29 protein-coding genes and 2 pseudogenes are annotated in these 16,923 nt (G+C 59.5%); all 31 read right to left on the bottom strand.

What is annotated here, in order from left to right; genetic code table 11:
* Window position 1: 1 nt before the first annotated feature.
* Entirely contained in the window at window positions 2-1,561 is a 1,560-nt protein-coding gene (terL, locus tag ACO07Z_RS00600; protein WP_421696916.1) for a phage terminase large subunit, read from the bottom strand.
* The gene (locus ACO07Z_RS00595) at window positions 1,506-1,970 is read right to left on the bottom strand and encodes a hypothetical protein (RefSeq protein WP_421696915.1); all 465 of its coding nucleotides are present in this window, start codon (window positions 1,968-1,970) and stop codon (window positions 1,506-1,508) included. Before ACO07Z_RS00595 ends, terL begins: the two co-directional genes overlap by 56 nt.
* A gap of 21 nt (window positions 1,971-1,991) precedes the next feature.
* Window positions 1,992-2,267 (bottom strand): hypothetical protein, encoded by a 276-nt coding sequence (locus ACO07Z_RS00590; protein ID WP_421696914.1) that lies wholly within the window; start codon window positions 2,265-2,267, stop codon window positions 1,992-1,994.
* 7 nt (window positions 2,268-2,274) lie between these two features.
* Window positions 2,275-2,643, bottom strand: coding sequence for a hypothetical protein (locus tag ACO07Z_RS00585; RefSeq protein WP_421696913.1), 369 nt, complete (start codon window positions 2,641-2,643; stop codon window positions 2,275-2,277).
* A complete protein-coding gene (locus ACO07Z_RS00580) occupies window positions 2,643-2,855 on the bottom strand; it encodes a hypothetical protein (protein WP_421696912.1) in 213 nt (70 codons plus the stop codon). Before ACO07Z_RS00580 ends, ACO07Z_RS00585 begins: the two co-directional genes overlap by 1 nt.
* Window positions 2,852-3,121, bottom strand: a complete 270-nt coding sequence (locus ACO07Z_RS00575; RefSeq protein ID WP_421696911.1) for a hypothetical protein — start codon at window positions 3,119-3,121, stop codon at window positions 2,852-2,854. The genes ACO07Z_RS00580 and ACO07Z_RS00575 overlap by 4 nt, the downstream gene beginning before the upstream one ends.
* 4 nt (window positions 3,122-3,125) lie before the next feature.
* On the bottom strand, window positions 3,126-3,344 hold the full coding sequence (locus ACO07Z_RS00570; protein WP_421696910.1) for a hypothetical protein: 219 nt from the start codon (window positions 3,342-3,344) through the stop codon (window positions 3,126-3,128).
* Between the two features lie 789 nt (window positions 3,345-4,133).
* Complete coding sequence (locus ACO07Z_RS00565) at window positions 4,134-4,370, bottom strand: hypothetical protein (protein WP_421696909.1); 237 nt, start codon at window positions 4,368-4,370, stop codon at window positions 4,134-4,136.
* A gap of 1,080 nt (window positions 4,371-5,450) precedes the next feature.
* Entirely contained in the window at window positions 5,451-6,143 is a 693-nt protein-coding gene (gene nusG, locus ACO07Z_RS00560; RefSeq protein ID WP_421696908.1) for a transcription termination/antitermination protein NusG, read from the bottom strand.
* Window positions 6,144-6,253: 110 nt separating this feature from the next.
* The gene (locus ACO07Z_RS00555; protein WP_421696907.1) at window positions 6,254-6,463 is read right to left on the bottom strand and encodes a hypothetical protein; all 210 of its coding nucleotides are present in this window, start codon (window positions 6,461-6,463) and stop codon (window positions 6,254-6,256) included.
* Window positions 6,463-6,663, bottom strand: a complete 201-nt coding sequence (locus tag ACO07Z_RS00550) for a hypothetical protein (protein WP_421696906.1) — start codon at window positions 6,661-6,663, stop codon at window positions 6,463-6,465. Before ACO07Z_RS00550 ends, ACO07Z_RS00555 begins: the two co-directional genes overlap by 1 nt.
* Complete coding sequence (locus tag ACO07Z_RS00545; RefSeq protein WP_421696905.1) at window positions 6,660-6,872, bottom strand: hypothetical protein; 213 nt, start codon at window positions 6,870-6,872, stop codon at window positions 6,660-6,662. Before ACO07Z_RS00545 ends, ACO07Z_RS00550 begins: the two co-directional genes overlap by 4 nt.
* The gene (locus tag ACO07Z_RS00540) at window positions 6,859-7,143 is read right to left on the bottom strand and encodes a hypothetical protein (protein WP_421696904.1); all 285 of its coding nucleotides are present in this window, start codon (window positions 7,141-7,143) and stop codon (window positions 6,859-6,861) included. The genes ACO07Z_RS00545 and ACO07Z_RS00540 overlap by 14 nt, the downstream gene beginning before the upstream one ends.
* Complete coding sequence (locus ACO07Z_RS00535) at window positions 7,140-7,922, bottom strand: hypothetical protein (protein WP_421696903.1); 783 nt, start codon at window positions 7,920-7,922, stop codon at window positions 7,140-7,142. The genes ACO07Z_RS00540 and ACO07Z_RS00535 overlap by 4 nt, the downstream gene beginning before the upstream one ends.
* A 115-nt stretch (window positions 7,923-8,037) precedes the next feature.
* A complete protein-coding gene (locus tag ACO07Z_RS00530; RefSeq protein WP_421696902.1) occupies window positions 8,038-8,631 on the bottom strand; it encodes a hypothetical protein in 594 nt (197 codons plus the stop codon).
* A complete protein-coding gene (locus ACO07Z_RS00525; protein ID WP_421696901.1) occupies window positions 8,631-9,311 on the bottom strand; it encodes a DNA-methyltransferase in 681 nt (226 codons plus the stop codon). Before ACO07Z_RS00525 ends, ACO07Z_RS00530 begins: the two co-directional genes overlap by 1 nt.
* Window positions 9,301-9,495 carry a hypothetical protein gene (locus ACO07Z_RS00520; protein ID WP_421696900.1) on the bottom strand — a complete coding sequence of 65 codons (195 nt, stop codon included), beginning with the start codon at window positions 9,493-9,495 and terminating at the stop codon, window positions 9,301-9,303. The genes ACO07Z_RS00525 and ACO07Z_RS00520 overlap by 11 nt, the downstream gene beginning before the upstream one ends.
* Window positions 9,492-9,761, bottom strand: a complete 270-nt coding sequence (locus tag ACO07Z_RS00515) for a hypothetical protein (protein ID WP_421696899.1) — start codon at window positions 9,759-9,761, stop codon at window positions 9,492-9,494. The genes ACO07Z_RS00520 and ACO07Z_RS00515 overlap by 4 nt, the downstream gene beginning before the upstream one ends.
* Window positions 9,758-10,006, bottom strand: a pseudogene (locus ACO07Z_RS00510) (helix-turn-helix domain-containing protein); the annotation flags it as partial. The pseudogene ACO07Z_RS00510 and the gene ACO07Z_RS00515, both read right to left, overlap by 4 nt.
* Before the next feature lie 333 nt (window positions 10,007-10,339).
* Window positions 10,340-10,750 carry a RusA family crossover junction endodeoxyribonuclease gene (locus ACO07Z_RS00505; RefSeq protein ID WP_421696898.1) on the bottom strand — a complete coding sequence of 137 codons (411 nt, stop codon included), beginning with the start codon at window positions 10,748-10,750 and terminating at the stop codon, window positions 10,340-10,342.
* Window positions 10,711-11,082 (bottom strand): HNH endonuclease, encoded by a 372-nt coding sequence (locus tag ACO07Z_RS00500; protein WP_421696897.1) that lies wholly within the window; start codon window positions 11,080-11,082, stop codon window positions 10,711-10,713. Before ACO07Z_RS00500 ends, ACO07Z_RS00505 begins: the two co-directional genes overlap by 40 nt.
* Entirely contained in the window at window positions 11,079-11,516 is a 438-nt protein-coding gene (locus ACO07Z_RS00495; RefSeq protein WP_421696896.1) for a hypothetical protein, read from the bottom strand. The genes ACO07Z_RS00500 and ACO07Z_RS00495 overlap by 4 nt, the downstream gene beginning before the upstream one ends.
* A gap of 1 nt (window position 11,517) precedes the next feature.
* Window positions 11,518-12,384 (bottom strand): hypothetical protein, encoded by an 867-nt coding sequence (locus ACO07Z_RS00490; RefSeq protein ID WP_421696895.1) that lies wholly within the window; start codon window positions 12,382-12,384, stop codon window positions 11,518-11,520.
* A gap of 2 nt (window positions 12,385-12,386) precedes the next feature.
* Window positions 12,387-13,094, bottom strand: a complete 708-nt coding sequence (locus ACO07Z_RS00485) for an ERF family protein (protein ID WP_421696894.1) — start codon at window positions 13,092-13,094, stop codon at window positions 12,387-12,389.
* Window positions 13,091-13,858, bottom strand: a complete 768-nt coding sequence (locus ACO07Z_RS00480; protein WP_421696893.1) for a hypothetical protein — start codon at window positions 13,856-13,858, stop codon at window positions 13,091-13,093. The genes ACO07Z_RS00485 and ACO07Z_RS00480 overlap by 4 nt, the downstream gene beginning before the upstream one ends.
* Before the next feature lie 113 nt (window positions 13,859-13,971).
* A pseudogene (ssb, locus tag ACO07Z_RS00475) lies at window positions 13,972-14,382 on the bottom strand (single-stranded DNA-binding protein); the annotation flags it as partial.
* A 19-nt stretch (window positions 14,383-14,401) separates the two neighbouring features.
* Window positions 14,402-14,677 (bottom strand): hypothetical protein, encoded by a 276-nt coding sequence (locus ACO07Z_RS00470; protein WP_421696892.1) that lies wholly within the window; start codon window positions 14,675-14,677, stop codon window positions 14,402-14,404.
* Complete coding sequence (locus ACO07Z_RS00465) at window positions 14,674-15,363, bottom strand: GIY-YIG nuclease family protein (protein WP_421696891.1); 690 nt, start codon at window positions 15,361-15,363, stop codon at window positions 14,674-14,676. Before ACO07Z_RS00465 ends, ACO07Z_RS00470 begins: the two co-directional genes overlap by 4 nt.
* A 184-nt stretch (window positions 15,364-15,547) precedes the next feature.
* Window positions 15,548-16,009: a hypothetical protein gene (locus ACO07Z_RS00460; RefSeq protein WP_421696890.1), complete on the bottom strand. Its 462-nt coding sequence runs from the start codon at window positions 16,007-16,009 to the stop codon at window positions 15,548-15,550.
* Complete coding sequence (locus ACO07Z_RS00455; RefSeq protein ID WP_421696889.1) at window positions 15,972-16,709, bottom strand: hypothetical protein; 738 nt, start codon at window positions 16,707-16,709, stop codon at window positions 15,972-15,974. The genes ACO07Z_RS00460 and ACO07Z_RS00455 overlap by 38 nt, the downstream gene beginning before the upstream one ends.
* Window positions 16,706-16,912 carry a helix-turn-helix transcriptional regulator gene (locus ACO07Z_RS00450; protein ID WP_421696888.1) on the bottom strand — a complete coding sequence of 69 codons (207 nt, stop codon included), beginning with the start codon at window positions 16,910-16,912 and terminating at the stop codon, window positions 16,706-16,708. Before ACO07Z_RS00450 ends, ACO07Z_RS00455 begins: the two co-directional genes overlap by 4 nt.
* Window positions 16,913-16,923 lie beyond the last annotated feature (11 nt).

Here is a 16,923-nt window from a genome sequence, read left to right as displayed (position 1 = left end):
ATCACACGTCATAAATCGGCCGATGCGGGCCTTTCGGGCCAAACTCGCGGCGCATGTCTTCGTCATGTTCTTCCACCAGTTTAGCCAACCCCATGTCGCGCAGGGCGCGCAGGGCGTGCGTTGTCGAATCCACGAGGTCGTCGTGCTTGCCCTTCGGGAACACGGCGCACTGTTCGATGACCTTTTGCGCATATTTCCGATCCGGGGCGTATATTAGCCCGTTTTCAAACAGGTGCTGGACCGAATAGGCACGCGCTTCCTTGGACTCGGAGGCGTTCACTTGGATCAATGTTGTCCCGAACTCTTCGCCCATACAAAGGCGAATGATCTCCTGAGCAACAGATATCCCATTGGCTTTAGCTTCGACCAGCAAACGGTCGACACGCCATCGGCGACACGTAGCGATAATCTTTTCAACTAGCGGGCGAAACTGTAGCCTATCTTCCCACGCGGCAAGAAGCATGATCTTTGGATTACCGCGCTCATCCGACCAGACGCCCCATACCGTCATTGCAGACGCATCGTTCTCTTGTTTTTCGGTCATCGCGGTGTCGACCGAAGCAAGCACGTAATTCAGCTCAGGAAATTCCAATCGCTTAAGGGGGCGCTTTTCGTCATCGAACTGCTCACCTCCCGGCGGCCACATCTGCCACCAATCCTCTTGGAAGATGTCTCCTTCTTTCGTGCGCGGGTTTTGCTGGAGCTGGCCGGACGCCGCCGTTCGAAGAACTTTCTTGAGTTCTTCGACCTTCTTTCGGTTGAAGCGCTCCGGGAAAAGAAGCTCCCCTTCGACGGTGCGAGGATCGGAAAATCCTATCGACGTAGTGCAGTGTCGGGCCGGGTCATATTCCATCGGCAAGCAAAGGTGCACATAGCCCAGCTCGCGCTCTATAATAATCCCTGACGTGTCGTTCTCATGCAGCCTCTGCATAATAACGATGATCGCGGATTCATCATTATTGAGGCGCGTTGGGAGCGACGTAGTGAACGTCTCCCCCGCGTTTTCCAATTCGGTTGGCGAACGCGCCGCGTCGACCGATAGTGGGTCGTCGAGCAGCACCCTGTCGCCACGCGCACCCGTCATCGACGTGAAGGCCATAGCCTCCCGGAAACCGGTCGCGTCATTCTCGAATTTGGTCTTCGCGTTCTGGTCCCCGGTCAGCGTGATCGGCCAACGTTCTTGGAACCACTCGGACTGAATCAGGCGGCGGCACTTTAGGTTGTCGCGAACGGCCAGTTCCTGTTTATGCGACGTTCCCAAGAACCGGAGGTGCGGCAGCCCTCGCGGGCCCCATTCCCAAGCAGGGAAAAGCACGCCCGTCAAAAGCGACTTCATGCAACCGGGTGGCACGTTCATCAGAAGCCGCGTGATCTCCCCATAAGAGACCGCCTCCAGATGCTCGCACATGGCATCAAGCGCCCATCCCCATTTCAGCTCTGAGGCCGGCTCCAACACATGCCAAGCGCGTTGAGCAAACGTCGCCAGGTCGCGGCACTCGCGCCGATCAATCTCCTTTTCGATCTCGCTGAGCGGCGGCAGCGACAATGCGGTATGCAGCAAGCTCTTCATCCGTCAGAGAGGACAAATCCAACGTGGATTGCGTCTTGATCGGGCCGCCGTCCGCGCCCGTGTGAGCGATGGTGCTCAGCTTCGGATGGATGTACGGCGCCGCATCGCGGGCGCAATCGTGAGCCATCTGCCGCAAGCCAGCGGCTTCCTTGGCCTTCGCTAGCAACAGCTTAAATTGCTCTTCGGGAGATGAGGCGCGTCCCGTGATCTCTTGGACCGTTAGCCCCTCAAGCGTCGCTTCGGCATCCATCGCTACTTGCTGGAAATGGCGCATATTTGCCAGCATCACGTCGAGAGGGCTTGTGCCATCTGCTAGAGCGCGGGCCGCCGCCTCTTGAGTGCGAACAGTGAGGGAACCTTTTTTGCGGCCGGAACCCTCTCGCTTACCGCCACGGGCCATTTTGATTTCGTTTGATTGTTTTCAAAGGCGGATCAGCAAGCAGATAACCCGATACAACCCAAGCAGGCCCGCAGCGAGCAAAGCTCCACCGGCGATGCCGGCCCAGCCGAAGACCGAGTACAGACCGGACACCAGAAAGCCGATTGCCGCACCGCCGATAACAACCATCTCGAAAATGACCATCGCCAAACGCGATCTGTCTTCCTCGCGATATGCGCGATAAGCGGCGTCGTACTCTTCTTGCGTTTTAAACTGTAGACGATTGGGCGCATCAAAGGGCGGCGGCACAGCGAACATCGGCGCCTCACATATCGTCCGGGTGCGGGATGCCGTACATGTAGGAGACGAAGGGGGGCCGCAGGTATTCGATATCTTCAAACGACCAACCGGTGGCGGTGCGGCGCACTTTAGCGCGGGCTGCGTAAAAATCCGCATCGGTCGAAAAATCCATCGCCCAATAAACTGCGTCGGCCATATCATTCTGTTCGGGGCCGGGCATAGGAACGCCAGCGGGATTGCCGTGCAATTGAGCGAGAAATTCAACCTGCTCGTCAGCGTATCGTTCCATATCGCTAGGGAACTGCCCTTCAAGCTCGAAGCGGCTTATCCATTTCGCCATCGCAGGCCGTCCAGCTTCAAGCCACCAAATCGGGTACGGATCGCCAATAGCCATCACGCCTTTACCCCTGCAAACTTGTCCAGAAGCTGCACCAGCCGGCGCGCCATGGCCGCATGGCGCTGGCGCGCTTCGGCTTGAAGCTCGGCCTTCGACGCGGTCATCAGCAGCGGGTCGTAACCGTTCATTGCAACGCGGCTGTAATAAGCGCACGAGCGCTGCATGTCGGCAATCGACAGCTTTTCGTGATCAGATGCTTCAGCGCTCACGCCGCCACCTCCGCATCAATAGCACGGATCGCGGCTTCAGGATCCGCGTCGCTGCCATCTAGAAACGCGTCACGCGCCGACCGCTCCATGGACTGGAGCGCGGCGAGGAAATGCCAGATGTCGCGCTTTGTGCAGCCATGGAAGGCCGACGCGCCGCAGAATCCAGTAGGGCCTCCGGTCGTGACGCACAGAACCGCAGCACTGTGTTCCTGCGAGTAGGCGTCTGCGATGGCCTTGGTTTGGGCGGAGAACTCTTCCCAGGTCATTTGATTAGTCCGTCATCCATTCGGGCGCGACACATTGGGCCTTGGCAACACGCTTGAATTCATCGTGGGCATCGCGATGGAATAGGTTGCGCTTGACAGACTCGTCATAAAGGTTGCGCGCCGCATCAGGCTTCAGCTTAAGCCCAGAGCGCTCCAGCATTGCCAACTCGGTGCTGCAAACATCTTGCCGCGCGCCCCGTTGAAGAATTTCTTCGATGCTCATGGAGCCCGCGCTTTCTGGTTCAACCCATGAACCATAATCGACATTTGGGTGAGGGCAAAAGCCTTCCCCACCAACGATGGCGGTGAACTGTCGCGCGCCTAGGCTCATATCGCTTCCTCTCGCACCCCGCAGCGCCAGCTTACCACGCGCCACTTAGGATGCTGCACCGCCCATTCAGTCATCGCCCCCATGCACTCCATAGGCATGGACTGGCGGGATTCTGTGGGTATGCGCTCTTCGTGGCAGGTGGTGGGGTCTGCTAAGAGGCAGATGGTGAGGATGAGGTGGGTCAATCGACTATTCGCCGATCATGAGCGAAAGCGAGGGCCCGGATTGGATAATGGACACCCGTGCACCCCAGAGCCCTCGCCCAACGCATGTACCATGGAGACAGTACATTCTCATTCTACGTCGTCGATAGACGACACGCTAATGAAATATTCGCGGCCACCGAGTTTTACCCAAAGGTCTGCGCTCCCATTCCCACCGCCTCCATCCATCGAAGACCCGGCGTCAACTTCTGGCTTCAGCAATGTGCGGAGAAGATCGCGGACGGATGCGGCTTCCTCTGGATAGTCGAAGCTCGCAGACTTTGACACCTGTTCCATTACTTCCCGCCTCCCATTCCCTTCATGCCCTCAGTCTCAGCAACGCGCGGCCAGAGGTAGACGCCTGCGCTAGGATCGTGCGCCTTGACCATGAAGCTGTGCAACGAACCCCAGAAGCTTGGGCACGGGGCGCTTGTGAGCCAGCGGGCTAGCTCTGGGGAGCAGACAAGCGTGATGGGCATCATTCACCCGGAGCGGGGCGCGGCTCGATATCGCCCGTGACCTTGATGGGCCAAGCCGGCTCCCATTCCGGGTCCTGCCAGGATTTCACGAACATGATCGCAGCGAAGAACCATTCGGACAGCATCATCAGTGGGAGCAGCGACCAATGCCGCTCGACCAACAGAGGGCAACCCGTGTGAAGGTCGCCTATGTAGACCGGGCACAGGCCGAACCAACCCTTCTGCGTCAGCATCATAGGCGTGCCCTTTGATGTGGTGGTGTGGTGCAAGCGCCGTGCAGGGTCGGCTCCCACATGCAAGGCGGTGGAGATGGTCCGCCTTGGTAGGCTTCGACGCGCTCAGGTGCGCCTCTGGAATTTAAGCGCGTCGGGCCTGTCCGCGCCGCGTCGAACTGTATGACCTGGGCTTAGTCGGCGCCTCTGAAGCCTTCCCGGAAAGAGGCCGTCCGCATACAAGCACTTTAGCGGACCCGTTCTCCAACTCTCGCGGCTACCTGGTGGAAGCCTTGAGCCGCGATTCCCTTCCACAGGGCAGGTCGTCTCGTCAAACTGTATGGCCGGGCCGGTGGGTCGGCTTATCGGCTGACGTTCTCCATGGAGTGAGCGGAGCAAGTCCACGCCGCTCAAGCACGCCGCCGGCCATCTCGTTTGCCCGTGAGGGCGAAACATGTGCGGGTCTCTCCCCGCCTGTCACGCGCCCTTTTTGGTCCCCCGAAGGGCCACAGCGGAAGGCATCGTACAAACCGCTCACCGGACGCCCATTCGGGCGAATTGTCGAGCTGGTATTCAGCGGATCGGCTTAGCGCTTCTCCACCTACTGACCAGTTTCGCGTCCCCAAGGCATCTAGGGGTCTTTCACCCACTCTGCCACACGGCTGCGAGAATCCTGACGGGGCCTCGGTCGCAGCACTGTACCCTTCTCGGCGTTCGTTTCGACGCGACCGCACCGGCGGCTTGACGAAATGGGGAGCTACCAAAGCATTGGCCGTGAGCGGTGCCGGCCCAACCCCATCTTCGCGTCGTAATGTGCTTTGCGTTGACTGGCGGCCCGGCAGAGGTGACTTGCACTCACCAAAGCCGGGCCGGTTTTAGGTGGCTCTTCGGAATGTCTGGGCATGCCGAAGTTAGGATCGAAAGACGGGTTTAGTCCACCCGCTGCGCTAGACAATGCTTCGCAGGGCGCGAAAACCATAAGCGCACCCAAGCGCCCGGCCTTCTGGATCGCGGTATGCGTCGAAGCGCAGGGACCTCGGTCGCCCTTGCCGCAACTGATTCGCGCGCGGCCGAGCGTATTTTTAGACACGCGCCGCAAATAAGTCAAGCGGCAGGCTCAAGCTCTTTCGGTTCCGGCGCCACGTATTCCACGGCCTCAGACGCAACCTCAACAGGCTTGGACATACCGAACAGAGAGAACATAACCCGCGCCACCCCGCCCTTCATCTCAACCACCTTCGCCGTAAAGCTCCGCATGGGGCCTTCCAGCATCTTCACGGTGTCGCCGGCTTGGAGCTTTCTCTTGGGGCGCAGGTCTTCCACCTCATCCGCCCGCACGACGCCATTGCGGAAGCGGGTCACCATGCGCAACATCGCAGGCTTGGGGATCTGGACCGGCCACCCATCATGCGCGACAACGGCCCGCACCATGGCGAGGCTCACCACGTCGTGCCAAGGCTGGCACTCATGCGGCATCCCGACAAACAACCACCCCGGCATCAGGGGGAAGCTGAAAAGCGTTTGATCGACCGCAAACTTATTCGCCTTGCGCCATTTGAAATCCATGGGGCAGTAGGATGTGATACCTTTGCGGGCGAGCATTTCCTGCGCGGCGGCTTCTTTCTGCGGGACGATGAGAAGGGCGTACCAGCGTAGTTCCTCGCTCTCGACAAGCTCTAGGATATGCTCGGCGCCCGGCAGCTTGGTCGGGAACTTGTCGATATGGCGGCGACGCTCACGCCCCTCGCGCTGGCGGGCTCGTATCGCTCCGATGATCGAGGGCTTTTTGCGGGCCATGATGCCTCCTGGCAGGGAAACGGGGTATGCTCTAAAATCGTCTAGGAGCGCAGCTGGCAGGCGTTTTGTACCCCTAGGCTGTCCGGTTGCTAGCGGGGCGTGTTTGGGCGTCATTCGTCATCGCTGCCAACAGGAGGGGCGTTTCGGCTCGTAACGGTTATCGGGAAGACTTCAGCCTGGTCGTAAGTGAACCTCAGGGCGGCATGCGGGACGATCAGCCCTCCCGTCGCCGTGGCGATGAACGCAAAGCTTGGGCGCATGTGGGTGCGGGGCGTGGCGTCGCAACGCTTTATGCCAGTCTCATCAATCCAGCGGCGCATCACGCCATCTCCCGCTTTTCGCTCTCAGGCCGGGCGTAGTAGTCGTGCGAGGTCCGGCTTGGCCTTTCCCGGTCAATCACGTAGGTCCTGCCGCAAAGTCTGGCGGTTCCGCCGATATCGGGCTTGTGCTTCTGAATTTGCGAGACGATCAGGCTCCCCGTCTCGTCCTCGAAATGAACCACGATGCGCTTTGCGGTCATTGCAGAGTCCCATCTTCAATGACGATCTGTAACTCAGCCGCTTCGGCTTCGGCCTTCGTGTCGAAGGGTCCGAACAGCAAGCCCTCCACCCCCGCCGCGACCATGGCCATGTCGGCAGGCCACACCCACCAACCGGAATACACCTCGTCGCCGTACTCCCCGCCGAGCGTGACCGACTGCATTTCGACTTTCAGCTCAACCCGCTGCATTGCGGCCTCCCATCCTGTTGACGTTGAACGCTGCCCGGCGCTCGATCTCGTGCAGGCCCTTCGCATTCGTCACGGCCTGCGCTCGCATGTGCGGGCTTCCGTCCCGCTCGGTCCCGCCTGACGGCGCCCATGTCTGATCGACCAAGCCAAAGGTCTGTAGCCGGTCATAGACCATCGGCGCCGCGTTCCATGCGAAGCCGGGAGCGAACCCGTCCTGAACCATCGCCGCCGCGCGGAGCCACATGAAGTCGTTCGCCTTGAGGCCCTTCATGAGTGTAACGCTCCCTGTTGAGAGGGCGGCCATTCGCTATCGAAGTAATAGCCGCCCAAGCGCTCTGATCTTTGCGGGCCTTTCCCTGTCGTCATTCTAAGATATTTGTCCCACGCGTTCCACTGCGGGGTATCAAATTTGACAACAACTTTTTGCTCAAACGCGTTCATTTTGCGGGCTGCTTGCACGAACCCATCGAAGCGCCTTTGGCTCAAATACCGCTCGGCGTGAACCGGGCGATAATCTGTGTTCTGCTCGCAGTAGCGCCGGAATGCGGGGAGGCTTTCCATCGCTGCGGCCCGGTCCTCACGCGATAGCCGGGCGAATTGAGCGGCGGCTCCCTTTTTGCTCATCAGGCTGTCTGTTGGATATCCCTTCCAAAACTCCTCGAAATCCTGCGGGTACGAAGTCCGGCTTTTGGCCGGCTTCGGACAAGATGCGTTAGCATCTATCCTCTCTTCTCTGGCATCTGGCTTCTGAGTATTAGGTTCACCTATAGGGACCCTATTAGGTTCGTCGTTTTCCTTTGGTTTATCAGACGCTTGCGACCACCTCTTTTCGATTGATTTCTTGCCTTTTTGCGAAGCCGCGTGATCCTTTGTCATGCGCCGTGAGAAAACGATGCCTGCACGCGTCAGGCCAAAAACCCCAGCTTGTCGAAGCTCAGCCATCAAGGCTTGAGCCTCGTCCACGGTGGTTCCTGTCATGCGCGCCAGAGCGTCGCCTCCTACCGGTTCTCCGTTCAGGAGAAGATGACCGTAAGGCTTGGCTTCATGCATGATGCAAAGGCACTCGATCCAAAGGCCACGTGCGGCAATAGAGACAGCCCTAAGGGCCTGGTCGCCGCGCCAGTCTCTGGGGTAAAACTTCATCCAGGGCCCGCTGCTCATGGCGCTACCCAATGTGCAATGCCCACGAGTGGACGGGGGCTAGCGCCTTCTGCGCAGCTGCGAAGGTATCGGCATAAATCTCACGCCCGGAAACGCGAGTGGTGGGGATCCCCCACGATGCGAAATAGCCGTCGCGAACGATGTTGTCGGCAGACGAGTGATAGGCGGCGCCGTCGCATTCAATGCAGAACATTTGAAGGCGCCCGCTATAGCGAACGGCGACAGCGAAATCCATGCGCGAGCGGGCAAAGCCAAACTGCGGTGTAATGACCACAGGGCCATCAGGAAGACATTCGCGGCGGGGGTCGTGCATCTTTGCCGGGAGGTCGCTGATAACTCCAAAATCGGCGCACACGAGCGCCGGCAGCAGAGTCCGCTCTATCGGGCTATCGCAGATTTCGAGTCCCAACTGGATCGCGATGATGGCATGATTGCGGGCCGCCCTTACGGACGCCTCTCCCGCGCCACGCGAGGCAAGACGCTTGCGCATTTTCTCCCAGGCGAAGTCGAAAACGGCTCGCGTGGAACCGGCACCGTCTAGCCCGAGGCTTTCACCGTTTGGCTTCGTGATTGTATCGCCCAGCCTGCGGAAGCTCATCACTCGTCCCCCAGCATAGAAAGCTGCTTTGCCGGCGCCGGGCGCTCTACAAACATGTCAGGTTGGGCGTAAGCCTTGCGGATCCGCTCGCAGGCTATGTCGAAATATTCTGCGTCGCGCTCAATCCCAACAAACCCACAACCGCGTCGAACACATGCTACGCCGGTGGAGCCGGACCCCATGAATGGATCGAGGACAACACCCGATGCATTTATTTGGGCGAGCGACCACTCCATTAACCGGACGGGCTTTTGCGTGGGGTGAACGGCACCGTCCTGATTAATCTCGGCACGGTTAAGTGTGATGACCCGGAGGGCGCCGGACAGGCTTGTCCACGCAAGTTCGGCGTCAGCCTGATCTATCCTTTGCCCCTTATCCCAAGACAGCCATTTACTAGTCGCGGGAAGCAAGTCAGCAAAATAGTTCCCGCCCCAAATGACTACTGAGGAAGCCAAACTCAAAATGGTCGAAAACGTCTCTTGGGATGGGCGACCGTCATCCCACCCCCTAAATTCATAACCCTTGTGTCCACCATGGCGGCTTGACGAACGGGGCTTGCCGTCCCGGCCTATGCCATAAGGCGGATCAGTAACCACGGCATCAACCCGGCCAATTGTCGGGAGAATGTCTCGGCAATCGCCTAGGTAGAGCGTGCAGTCGCCGATATGCTCAACGCGCATCTGTCGCCTCCTTCACGCAATCAATGGTGCGGACGGGGCCTTCTTCGGCCTGCCGGCGCTCGCGGTCATCCACGGGGGCGTACATTCCTTCGCGCACGCCGATCTCGCGCATGGCAAGGATAGCGAGCGCATAGTTTCCGAGGCCGTCTTCGGACCAATCGTAGGGTTCCGTGGCGTCGCTCACTCCCCGCCCTCCTCTGCGATCTGCCGGGCGGCAGACTGGATTGCGGCCACCGGAGCGACCTGCGTTCCTTCCATCAGCCAACGGGCTTCCTGGGGCCGTGCGGCGGCCTTGGCGATGAAGTCGCGGGCGTGCTTGAGATCGACCGACAGAAGCTCGGCTTCGGACTTCCGCAGCGCCTTGGCGCGATGGCACACGGCGGGCGCGTCAAGGCGCACGAGAGCATCCATGCTGGCGAGGATTTTGGATAGGCCGGGGCGCGCGATCATTTCGGCTTCCCCAGCATATATTTGATATCAAGAATATCCGCGTGCAACAGAGGGTGACCCGCCTCAAGCATTTCTGATATCTTCCTGACGCCATGCAAAATCGTCGTATGGTCGCGGCCACCTAGACGACTTCCGATAAACGGAAGGCTTCTTCCTGTTAGCTCTCGGCACAGGTACATTGCGACTTGTCGCGGCATCACTACATTAGCGGTTCGCCGCTGCGACGCCAAGTCAGAACGTGTAACACTGTAGTATTTTGCTGTAGCGGAAATCACGCGGTCGCAAGACAGCCGACTGGCAAGATGCAGCCAATCCCGACCATCAGACAAAGCGGCGGGTTTTTCTGCCGGCGGGGCGAACCAAACATCTTTGGCCACAACCGTCGCCTTCCATTTTGGCCCGAATTCTTCGTCATACAGATGAGGGCGCCACTTAACGGCTATGGGGCGAGCGACAGGGACGGTGCGGGCGCGCGTGGCATTGAAGCGCGCAAGGGCCTCCGCTCCGGTGATAGCCTCCATAGGCTCGACAGCGCGGCGGATATGTAGCTTTGAGGGGACAGGGACGTTGAGCATGGGCTACTCCACTGGCGACAGAGTGACGATGCAGCCGGCGGGGGCCTCTACATGGCCCCATTCAACGACTGTTCGGTCGCAGAGCTTGTCGTTGGCCACCAGGCCGACGAACTGAAGGAAATCGAGAGGGACTTTGCAGAAATTGTCGGCGTCCTTATTGCCCCGATGCTTTTCGGAGAGGACGATGTGCGCGCGGAAATGGCCCGTAATCTTAGGCAAGCGGTTCCCGCCCTGCTCATAGAAAAACCCGCTTGCCGCGTTGCGCCACGAGAGGTAGCGCTTTTGACGGAAGGTGCAGACCTTCCCCGTCTTAGGGTTGCGGCCTGAGCGCCATATGGCGTTGGTGCTGATGGGGAAAGGAAGCGCAAGCGTGATCATCTCGGCACCACCGATCCGTCTAGCTTCTTCTTCCACTTTGAATCTCGCGAGCAGGCGAAAGTGCTGCGCTTCTTGATGCCCAAGTGCTTGGCGCGGATGCGTGCCGTGCGGGCTTTCTCAGCCACGTCGGAGGCAGTCTTCTCCCGGTGCTTGTCGCGCAGGGCAGGCGCCAGATTGCTTTCCCGGTGCTCGCCGCCGTTCACCAGCGCGGTTACATGGTCCAAGTCCCATGCGTCGCCCGGCACGATCTTACGGCCGGACAGGTGGCAGATGCCCCCGTGGCGCTCAAAGACGCGCAGTCGGACCCGTTTCGGAATAGCAGCGTCAGGACTCGCGCCGATCCATTCGTCTGTGCTGCGGGCGGTCATGCTGCCACCCCGATCATCAGTTCCACCTCGTGGCGAAGCTGCTCATTCGTCACGCCCGGCAGGAACCGGCGGATAAGCAAATCGCAAACGCGGTCATAGAAGGCGGAGAACTCCGCCTGATCCATGTTGTGGAAGGCGATGGAGCCGGGCTTATAGGACACGGCCCCATCGGGGAGGATCAGCGGCTCACGGATGCCGACGCACAGCTTTACGGTGTCGGACAGGTTGTCCGGCGTGGGGAAGTCGTCCTGATCGACGTTCTCCCACACCTTGGAAATGAGCGCCCAATATTTCCGGTGGTGCTTCATCCGGCGCTTAGTGCGCACCTCCACCTCAACAATGGAACCGTGCTTGATGTGGCGCATGGCTTCCTCGCCCTGTTCGTCGACAGGGCGCAGGACTCCGAGTTGCTTTGAGGCGAGGAAGCGGGCCATGTTAAAACATCCTGTCGATTATCTCGACCAGATAAGCCGCGTTTACTTTCTCAGGATCATTCTCGCGAAGCTTGGTCATAAGCTGAATGAAATAAGCCGAGTCAACTCCAGTAAGCTGATCCTCAAGAACCTTGGGGTCGGTTAGGTCAAGCGCCGAAACCTGCATGACCATCTTGAGAATCTGCCCAGCGTTGATTGTCCACCCCCGCTTGATGAATTTACGGAGACGGATTAGAGAGCAAACCGGATACTTGCTGCCGACATAGCGAAGCTCTCGCGCTAAAAGCGCTTCAAGCGCCGGCTGGCGAAGCGTTATGCTATCATCCCAACTGGACCAATAATTAGTGCAGTGGACGAAATCGTAATTCTCATGGATCGCATCAGGCTCTCCGTAGAATCGCAGAACGATCTGGATTTTGTGGCTCAGGGTTATGGCGTTGGTTGACATGAAGACAGGGCGATACTTCGGAGCGCCATCATCTTCAGTCTGAAGGGCCGCCTCTTCAGCCTGTTCGTACACGTCATCAATCTGGTCAGAGCCTAAGGCCTCAACTTGACCACTAGTCTCCCCGCGATGCCCGCTCGTCGTGGTGATGCGTATCCGGCCGGCCTCAATATCCAAACCAAGGGGATGACCGGCCTTAGCAAATTCGGCCACATAATAACGCGCGACCGCCTCAGCCGCGCGCATGTTCCGAAAATAGACATCAAAGTCGTTCACCGGCTCATTCAAAAGCATGGATGCAATAGCGCCACCGGTAATGATGGTGTTCTTGCTAGCAAGCTCGCGAACCGCGACGTCCTCTATGGAAGCCAGCCACTCATTGACCTTCGCGCGGAGAACCTTCTTTATTGTCTTCGTCTTCATGGTTATGCGGCCTCCCTGGCGTCAGCTTCTTGCCGAAGCTCATCACGCTTGTGCCGAAGCTCGGTTTGAATGCGCGACTGAGCGTCTTCCGAAAGTGCCCGATACCCGGCCTTGAATTCGGGGTCTGTGCGGATCGCCTCAAGGTGCGCAAGGTCCTTCGCCAGAAGGACGGCGGCTCGCATGTCTTCCTCAATAGCGACGGCATCAGAAGAGCCGGCGTCATCAAACGGGGTGTTATCCTTAGAAGCCGTCGTCGTGGGCTTTGCGGCTGCCGGCTTCGACGCCTTCGGCTTATCCTCGTCCGCGTCGGCGTCGTCATAGTCGCCGGTCGGGATCTGAAACAGCGCCAGCAGGAAGTATTTGCGTGCCGCCGTGTACGTCTTGTTGATGCACTTGTCGTCGAAGCCGCCCTTGGTATTCATCGCGGCGGCGACGCCAGTGTGAACTGGCTTTTCGGGCCACACCTCGCCAGACCTGTGAGCCAACGTGAACGCATATTGCACCGCGATGGCCGCCCCGCCAGATAGGAACTCCCGTCCAATTTCGTTCTGGAAGATAACTAGACCGGCGGCGGCAAGGTGCGGCTGCAAAGCGTGCTGGATGTCGGCAGCGGTCGCGTAGGCGTAACGGTGGAAATCGTTCTTGCCCTTTTTCTCGACGCTTCCGACTTTGCCCATTACTTCGGCAACGGCTTTGATGATCTCGCTCATATCACGCGCTCCAGTTCAACCTTGACGCCGGGGAGGCCAGAGAACTTTGCGTTGACCAGCCGAGTGGCGAGAGAAGCCAAGAACTCGCTCATTTCTTCGCGATGGTGCGTCCAGACATGCTTGGCGAAGGCGGTTTCGTCAGTGACGGTGACGACCGTCTTGGTGCGAAGGCCGGTCGCGCGGGCGCCCCCGTGCACATGCGCCTTAGTGTTCTCAGCCTTGGACGCCGCCCGTTCGGCCTTTGCGGCTTCTGCCGCCAGCGCTTCGGCTCTCTCACGCGCAGCAAGATCGGCGGCGGCAGACTCACGGAAAGACGCCTGTGCCGCTGCGGATTTCTCCTCGGCTTCCCGCCGGGCGGCTTCTGCTTTGGCCCGGTTTTCTTCCTCAACCCTCTTGAGGTACGGAAGCAGCGCCTCGCCGCACAATGCAATGGCGGTGACGGCCTTGCCCTTCGTCGTCTTGGTGTCTGCGATCAGCGGGGCATAGCGGGCCTGCACTTCGGCCTTGCCGTCGTCGAAGGGCTTGTTTTCTTCCACGCGGCGCCGGTCGGCGGTCTTCATCGCCTCACGCAGCAGGTTGCGGAGCTTGTCGACGGCTTCGGCCTGCTCCGGGGTTGTGATCGGATCGCCGTCAAGCCAGTTCTGTGCTTCGGCGTACAGGTCGTCGATCTCCTGCTTCGACAGGTCGAATGGCGTGGGCTCCGGCGGGTTGTTGTGGCCCGGCTCGCCCCAGCTTGCCGGGATATGGGCTATTGCTGTATTCATGATCTGTTCCTTGTGAGAGCCGCTCGGATTTGCGCAGGGGTGTGCGAGCCGAGCGGCAATCGCTCGCTGCGCTGCGGTCAGAAGGGGATCTCGTCATCCAAAACGGGTTCAAAGCCGTTAGAGCTTTCACCGCCGGCAAAGCGTTTGCCGCCCGTAGCCCCTTCGGCTTCAGCCTTCCCATCCAGCAGGGTCAGCTCGCCACGGAACTGGCGTAGCACAATCTCGGTAAAGTACCGCTCGCCGCCGCCCTGATCCGTCGCCTTACGCGTCTCAAGCTGCCCTTCGACGTAGACCTTGGAACCCTTGCGAAGGTACTGCTCCGCAACCTTGATCAGGTTTTCATTGTAGATCGTGACGGCGTGCCACTCGGTGCGCTCCTTGCGGTCGCCCGTGGCCTTGTCCCGCCACGTCTCAGAAGTGGCGATGCGGAGATTGCAGACCTTGTTCCCGTTCTGGAACGTGCGCGTTTCCGGGTCGCGTCCCAGGTTGCCGATCAGAATGACTTTGTTGACGCTACCGGCCATCATGGCCTCCAGTTTGGGGTTAAGCCGCCTCGTGGCGCGCCGCGCGTACGCGAGGGGCGATATCGAGGAATACCTCGTCCGCCAGCGCCTCGCGCTCTTCGATTTCATCCAGCTTTCCGGACGCCATCTTCTGACGGCGCTTGATCGCAACCTTTGCGGCATCGCATTCGGCTTTCCCGTGCGCGTCGCGGTAGGACTTGAAATATTCGCGCTTATCGTTCTGCAAAACCTCGATTTCCGCATCGAGGCGGTCGATTTCAGAAGCAAGCGCGCGGCGCAGTTCGGGCGTGCTCATGCAGCCCTCCGTTCAACTTCTGTCGGCAAGAGCCACAGGGGGATATCCTTGCGGCGATACCATTCCGACTTCATTTCCCGGCTGTATGGCAAGCTGCGGTGCACCGCCCATTCGTGGAGCATGGTGGCGCGATACGAAGCCAATAGCCTCATCGTCGCGTGCTGCCCTGAAGAAAGCTCCCTCATGCGGCGATGGACGTTCGTCGAAAATCCAACCTTAATAATCGACGGGTCGTCTCGACGCTCTGCAACGTAAACAACCCCAACAATCCGCTGGTCCGGTCGCGACAGGTAAACTTGCCACGCCTCTGCGGCGGCGGACGGGTCTGTTATGGCGTCCCCCAGAGCGTGCCGCGCGCTGGTGTTGCACAGACCCCAGAGCCGGCAGAGAAGGGTCATCGTTCGCGCGCCGGTCCACTCCCCATCGTCGTATTCAGCCACCCACGCCAAAGTCGCTCCGATGCGGAGAACCCTTTCTGCTTCTGCTAGAGACAACTCATCTTTGCGGGGTGCCCTCGACAACCGAGGCCCCATTTGCCGCACGGGAGACGACTTCCGCTCAATCGGCCAAGACCCGCCAAGGGCTTCAATGTGAAGCCGCATCCGGTTATCGTGTTGCCCCCTGATGACGCTGGCAAAGCCATCGTCAGGGATGATGACGCCTTCTTCTTCAGTTTTCGCCAGCATCAGCCCACCCTCGGCATAGGCCGCTCAAGCCAAGCAACGCGAGGCATAGAGGGCTGGGGACGTGAGGGGTCTGCCTCGCGGCGCATGCGGGCATAAGCCTCAGCGCCTCGCCTCTGTTTGGCGATGTAGCTTTTCCCGTGCTTAGGCGGCTTGGGAGGGAGGCGGTCTTCTGCGTCAAGCATCGTCACGCCTCCCGCTGATCGCCCACGGAGCGGCACGCTTCGCCCACCGGGCAAGTCTCGCAGCCCATTTCGCATGCCGTATCGAGCAATTCATCAGCCGCCGCGCGGCTAGCTCGCGTATCCACTTCACGGAACATCTCCGCCAACTTGATGAGTTCGGCCGCAACCGCATCGGCCAAGGGATCGCGAGCCATTTCCCGGCGGCGCGGCTTTGCGCCATAGGCTTTCGCGAGACTGAATAGTGCAGCGGGAGAAACGGTCTTGACGCTCCCCAGCCGATATTTGAGCCGCCAAAGGAACCCGTACGGAACCTTTGCTTCCTGTGCGGCGGAACGCAGAGCGTTTTCCATATCGCCGGGGCCTCGATAGTGATCCTTGATGATCACCGACGACCATTTGGCGGCATAATCGACGCAGGCGGCATCGCTAAACATTTGACGACCTGTCAAAGACTTTTTGTGCATCTGCAAACGTCCCCGTGGTTTTGTCTGAACCACAGGACGAGGACACACCGGAGGGCACGGACGGATGAAGAAGAGGCACCCGACCATCAACCAGGAACGGGAGATCGGGCGCCAAGTTGGGCCGCTGGGAGAGGGCGGCCGAAGGAATGAGATGGTTCCTCTTGGCGAGCTGGCAGGCTCGCTTATGCGGGAGATCATCAGGAAGAGACGAGACGCCGGGCAATGAGGTGGTGGCAGCCACCTCGCGCTCAGCCGAAACCGCTGATTGTGTCAGTACAATCGCTTTAGGATCAACAAGATACCGTTTTGCAACTAATTTGTGTGCACGCCCACGAAGCGGCGCTTTCGTCAATCCACCATGAATACGGATAGCGGATTGAAGCCGTTCCAAATACTGTCCACCGGGGTGGAAAAGTTCCTTGGTGGTGCCAGTATGGGAATCCAGGCGTGCGGTGAACGGCTCGTGACCGAGCCTACGCCAATTAGCGACATCTTCGCGGATGGCGTCGTTGAAATCGAAATAGTCGGCAGTATCGTTCGGTACGTCTTCTCTGCTCGCCACCGGGTTCAGGGAACGGACCAGTACGAGCACGTCGTCGTTGCTAAAATCGTTCTCCCGCTGGAAGCGGCGCGCGATTTGAACGCTCAAGCGCGCGAAGCCCTTAGTGTTCCGCAGATGAGCCGAAGTATGGGCGGTCATTGCTGACTCCCAATCCCTAGCAGGTCATTCGGAGAGAGGCCGGTAGCCTCATGGATGCGAGGCCAAAACTCGCGATCCGGGAACCGTGCGCCACTCTCCCACCGGCAGATGGTCGTCTTCGTCACACCGATCTGCTTGGCAAGGCTCTCCTGCGAGAGAGAGTGCTGCTTGCGATACTGGCGTATGGGGCTCTGCGTCTGCATGATCCGAAGTT

The sequence above is a fragment of the Ancylobacter sp. genome, assembly GCF_965229075.1.
In the GTDB taxonomy this organism is placed as follows: domain Bacteria; phylum Pseudomonadota; class Alphaproteobacteria; order Rhizobiales; family Xanthobacteraceae; genus Ancylobacter.
Note: the sequence above shows the minus strand (reverse complement) of the source record. Positions and strands in the feature narration are given on the sequence as shown.

Bases quoted from the DNA above. Each gene is read 5' to 3' on its own strand.
- ACO07Z_RS00595 (WP_421696915.1), bottom strand. From the start codon at position 1,970: ATGGCCCGTGGCGGTAAGCGAGAGGGTTCCGGCCGCAAAAAAGGTTCC.
- ACO07Z_RS00590 (WP_421696914.1), bottom strand. From the start codon at position 2,267: ATGTTCGCTGTGCCGCCGCCCTTTGATGCGCCCAATCGTCTACAGTTT.
- ACO07Z_RS00585 (WP_421696913.1), bottom strand. From the start codon at position 2,643: ATGGCTATTGGCGATCCGTACCCGATTTGGTGGCTTGAAGCTGGACGG.
- ACO07Z_RS00575 (WP_421696911.1), bottom strand. From the start codon at position 3,121: ATGACCTGGGAAGAGTTCTCCGCCCAAACCAAGGCCATCGCAGACGCC.
- ACO07Z_RS00570 (WP_421696910.1), bottom strand. From the start codon at position 3,344: ATGAGCATCGAAGAAATTCTTCAACGGGGCGCGCGGCAAGATGTTTGC.
- ACO07Z_RS00565 (WP_421696909.1), bottom strand. From the start codon at position 4,370: ATGATGCTGACGCAGAAGGGTTGGTTCGGCCTGTGCCCGGTCTACATA.
- nusG (WP_421696908.1), bottom strand. From the start codon at position 6,143: ATGGCCCGCAAAAAGCCCTCGATCATCGGAGCGATACGAGCCCGCCAG.
- ACO07Z_RS00555 (WP_421696907.1), bottom strand. From the start codon at position 6,463: ATGCGCCGCTGGATTGATGAGACTGGCATAAAGCGTTGCGACGCCACG.
- ACO07Z_RS00550 (WP_421696906.1), bottom strand. From the start codon at position 6,663: ATGACCGCAAAGCGCATCGTGGTTCATTTCGAGGACGAGACGGGGAGC.
- ACO07Z_RS00545 (WP_421696905.1), bottom strand. From the start codon at position 6,872: ATGCAGCGGGTTGAGCTGAAAGTCGAAATGCAGTCGGTCACGCTCGGC.
- ACO07Z_RS00540 (WP_421696904.1), bottom strand. From the start codon at position 7,143: ATGAAGGGCCTCAAGGCGAACGACTTCATGTGGCTCCGCGCGGCGGCG.
- ACO07Z_RS00535 (WP_421696903.1), bottom strand. From the start codon at position 7,922: ATGCATGAAGCCAAGCCTTACGGTCATCTTCTCCTGAACGGAGAACCG.
- ACO07Z_RS00530 (WP_421696902.1), bottom strand. From the start codon at position 8,631: ATGAGCTTCCGCAGGCTGGGCGATACAATCACGAAGCCAAACGGTGAA.
- ACO07Z_RS00525 (WP_421696901.1), bottom strand. From the start codon at position 9,311: ATGCGCGTTGAGCATATCGGCGACTGCACGCTCTACCTAGGCGATTGC.
- ACO07Z_RS00515 (WP_421696899.1), bottom strand. From the start codon at position 9,761: ATGATCGCGCGCCCCGGCCTATCCAAAATCCTCGCCAGCATGGATGCT.
- ACO07Z_RS00500 (WP_421696897.1), bottom strand. From the start codon at position 11,082: ATGACCGCCCGCAGCACAGACGAATGGATCGGCGCGAGTCCTGACGCT.
- ACO07Z_RS00495 (WP_421696896.1), bottom strand. From the start codon at position 11,516: ATGGCCCGCTTCCTCGCCTCAAAGCAACTCGGAGTCCTGCGCCCTGTC.
- ACO07Z_RS00490 (WP_421696895.1), bottom strand. From the start codon at position 12,384: ATGAAGACGAAGACAATAAAGAAGGTTCTCCGCGCGAAGGTCAATGAG.
- ACO07Z_RS00485 (WP_421696894.1), bottom strand. From the start codon at position 13,094: ATGAGCGAGATCATCAAAGCCGTTGCCGAAGTAATGGGCAAAGTCGGA.
- ACO07Z_RS00480 (WP_421696893.1), bottom strand. From the start codon at position 13,858: ATGAATACAGCAATAGCCCATATCCCGGCAAGCTGGGGCGAGCCGGGC.
- ACO07Z_RS00470 (WP_421696892.1), bottom strand. From the start codon at position 14,677: ATGAGCACGCCCGAACTGCGCCGCGCGCTTGCTTCTGAAATCGACCGC.
- ACO07Z_RS00465 (WP_421696891.1), bottom strand. From the start codon at position 15,363: ATGCTGGCGAAAACTGAAGAAGAAGGCGTCATCATCCCTGACGATGGC.
- ACO07Z_RS00460 (WP_421696890.1), bottom strand. From the start codon at position 16,009: ATGCACAAAAAGTCTTTGACAGGTCGTCAAATGTTTAGCGATGCCGCC.
- ACO07Z_RS00455 (WP_421696889.1), bottom strand. From the start codon at position 16,709: ATGACCGCCCATACTTCGGCTCATCTGCGGAACACTAAGGGCTTCGCG.
- ACO07Z_RS00450 (WP_421696888.1), bottom strand. From the start codon at position 16,912: ATGCAGACGCAGAGCCCCATACGCCAGTATCGCAAGCAGCACTCTCTC.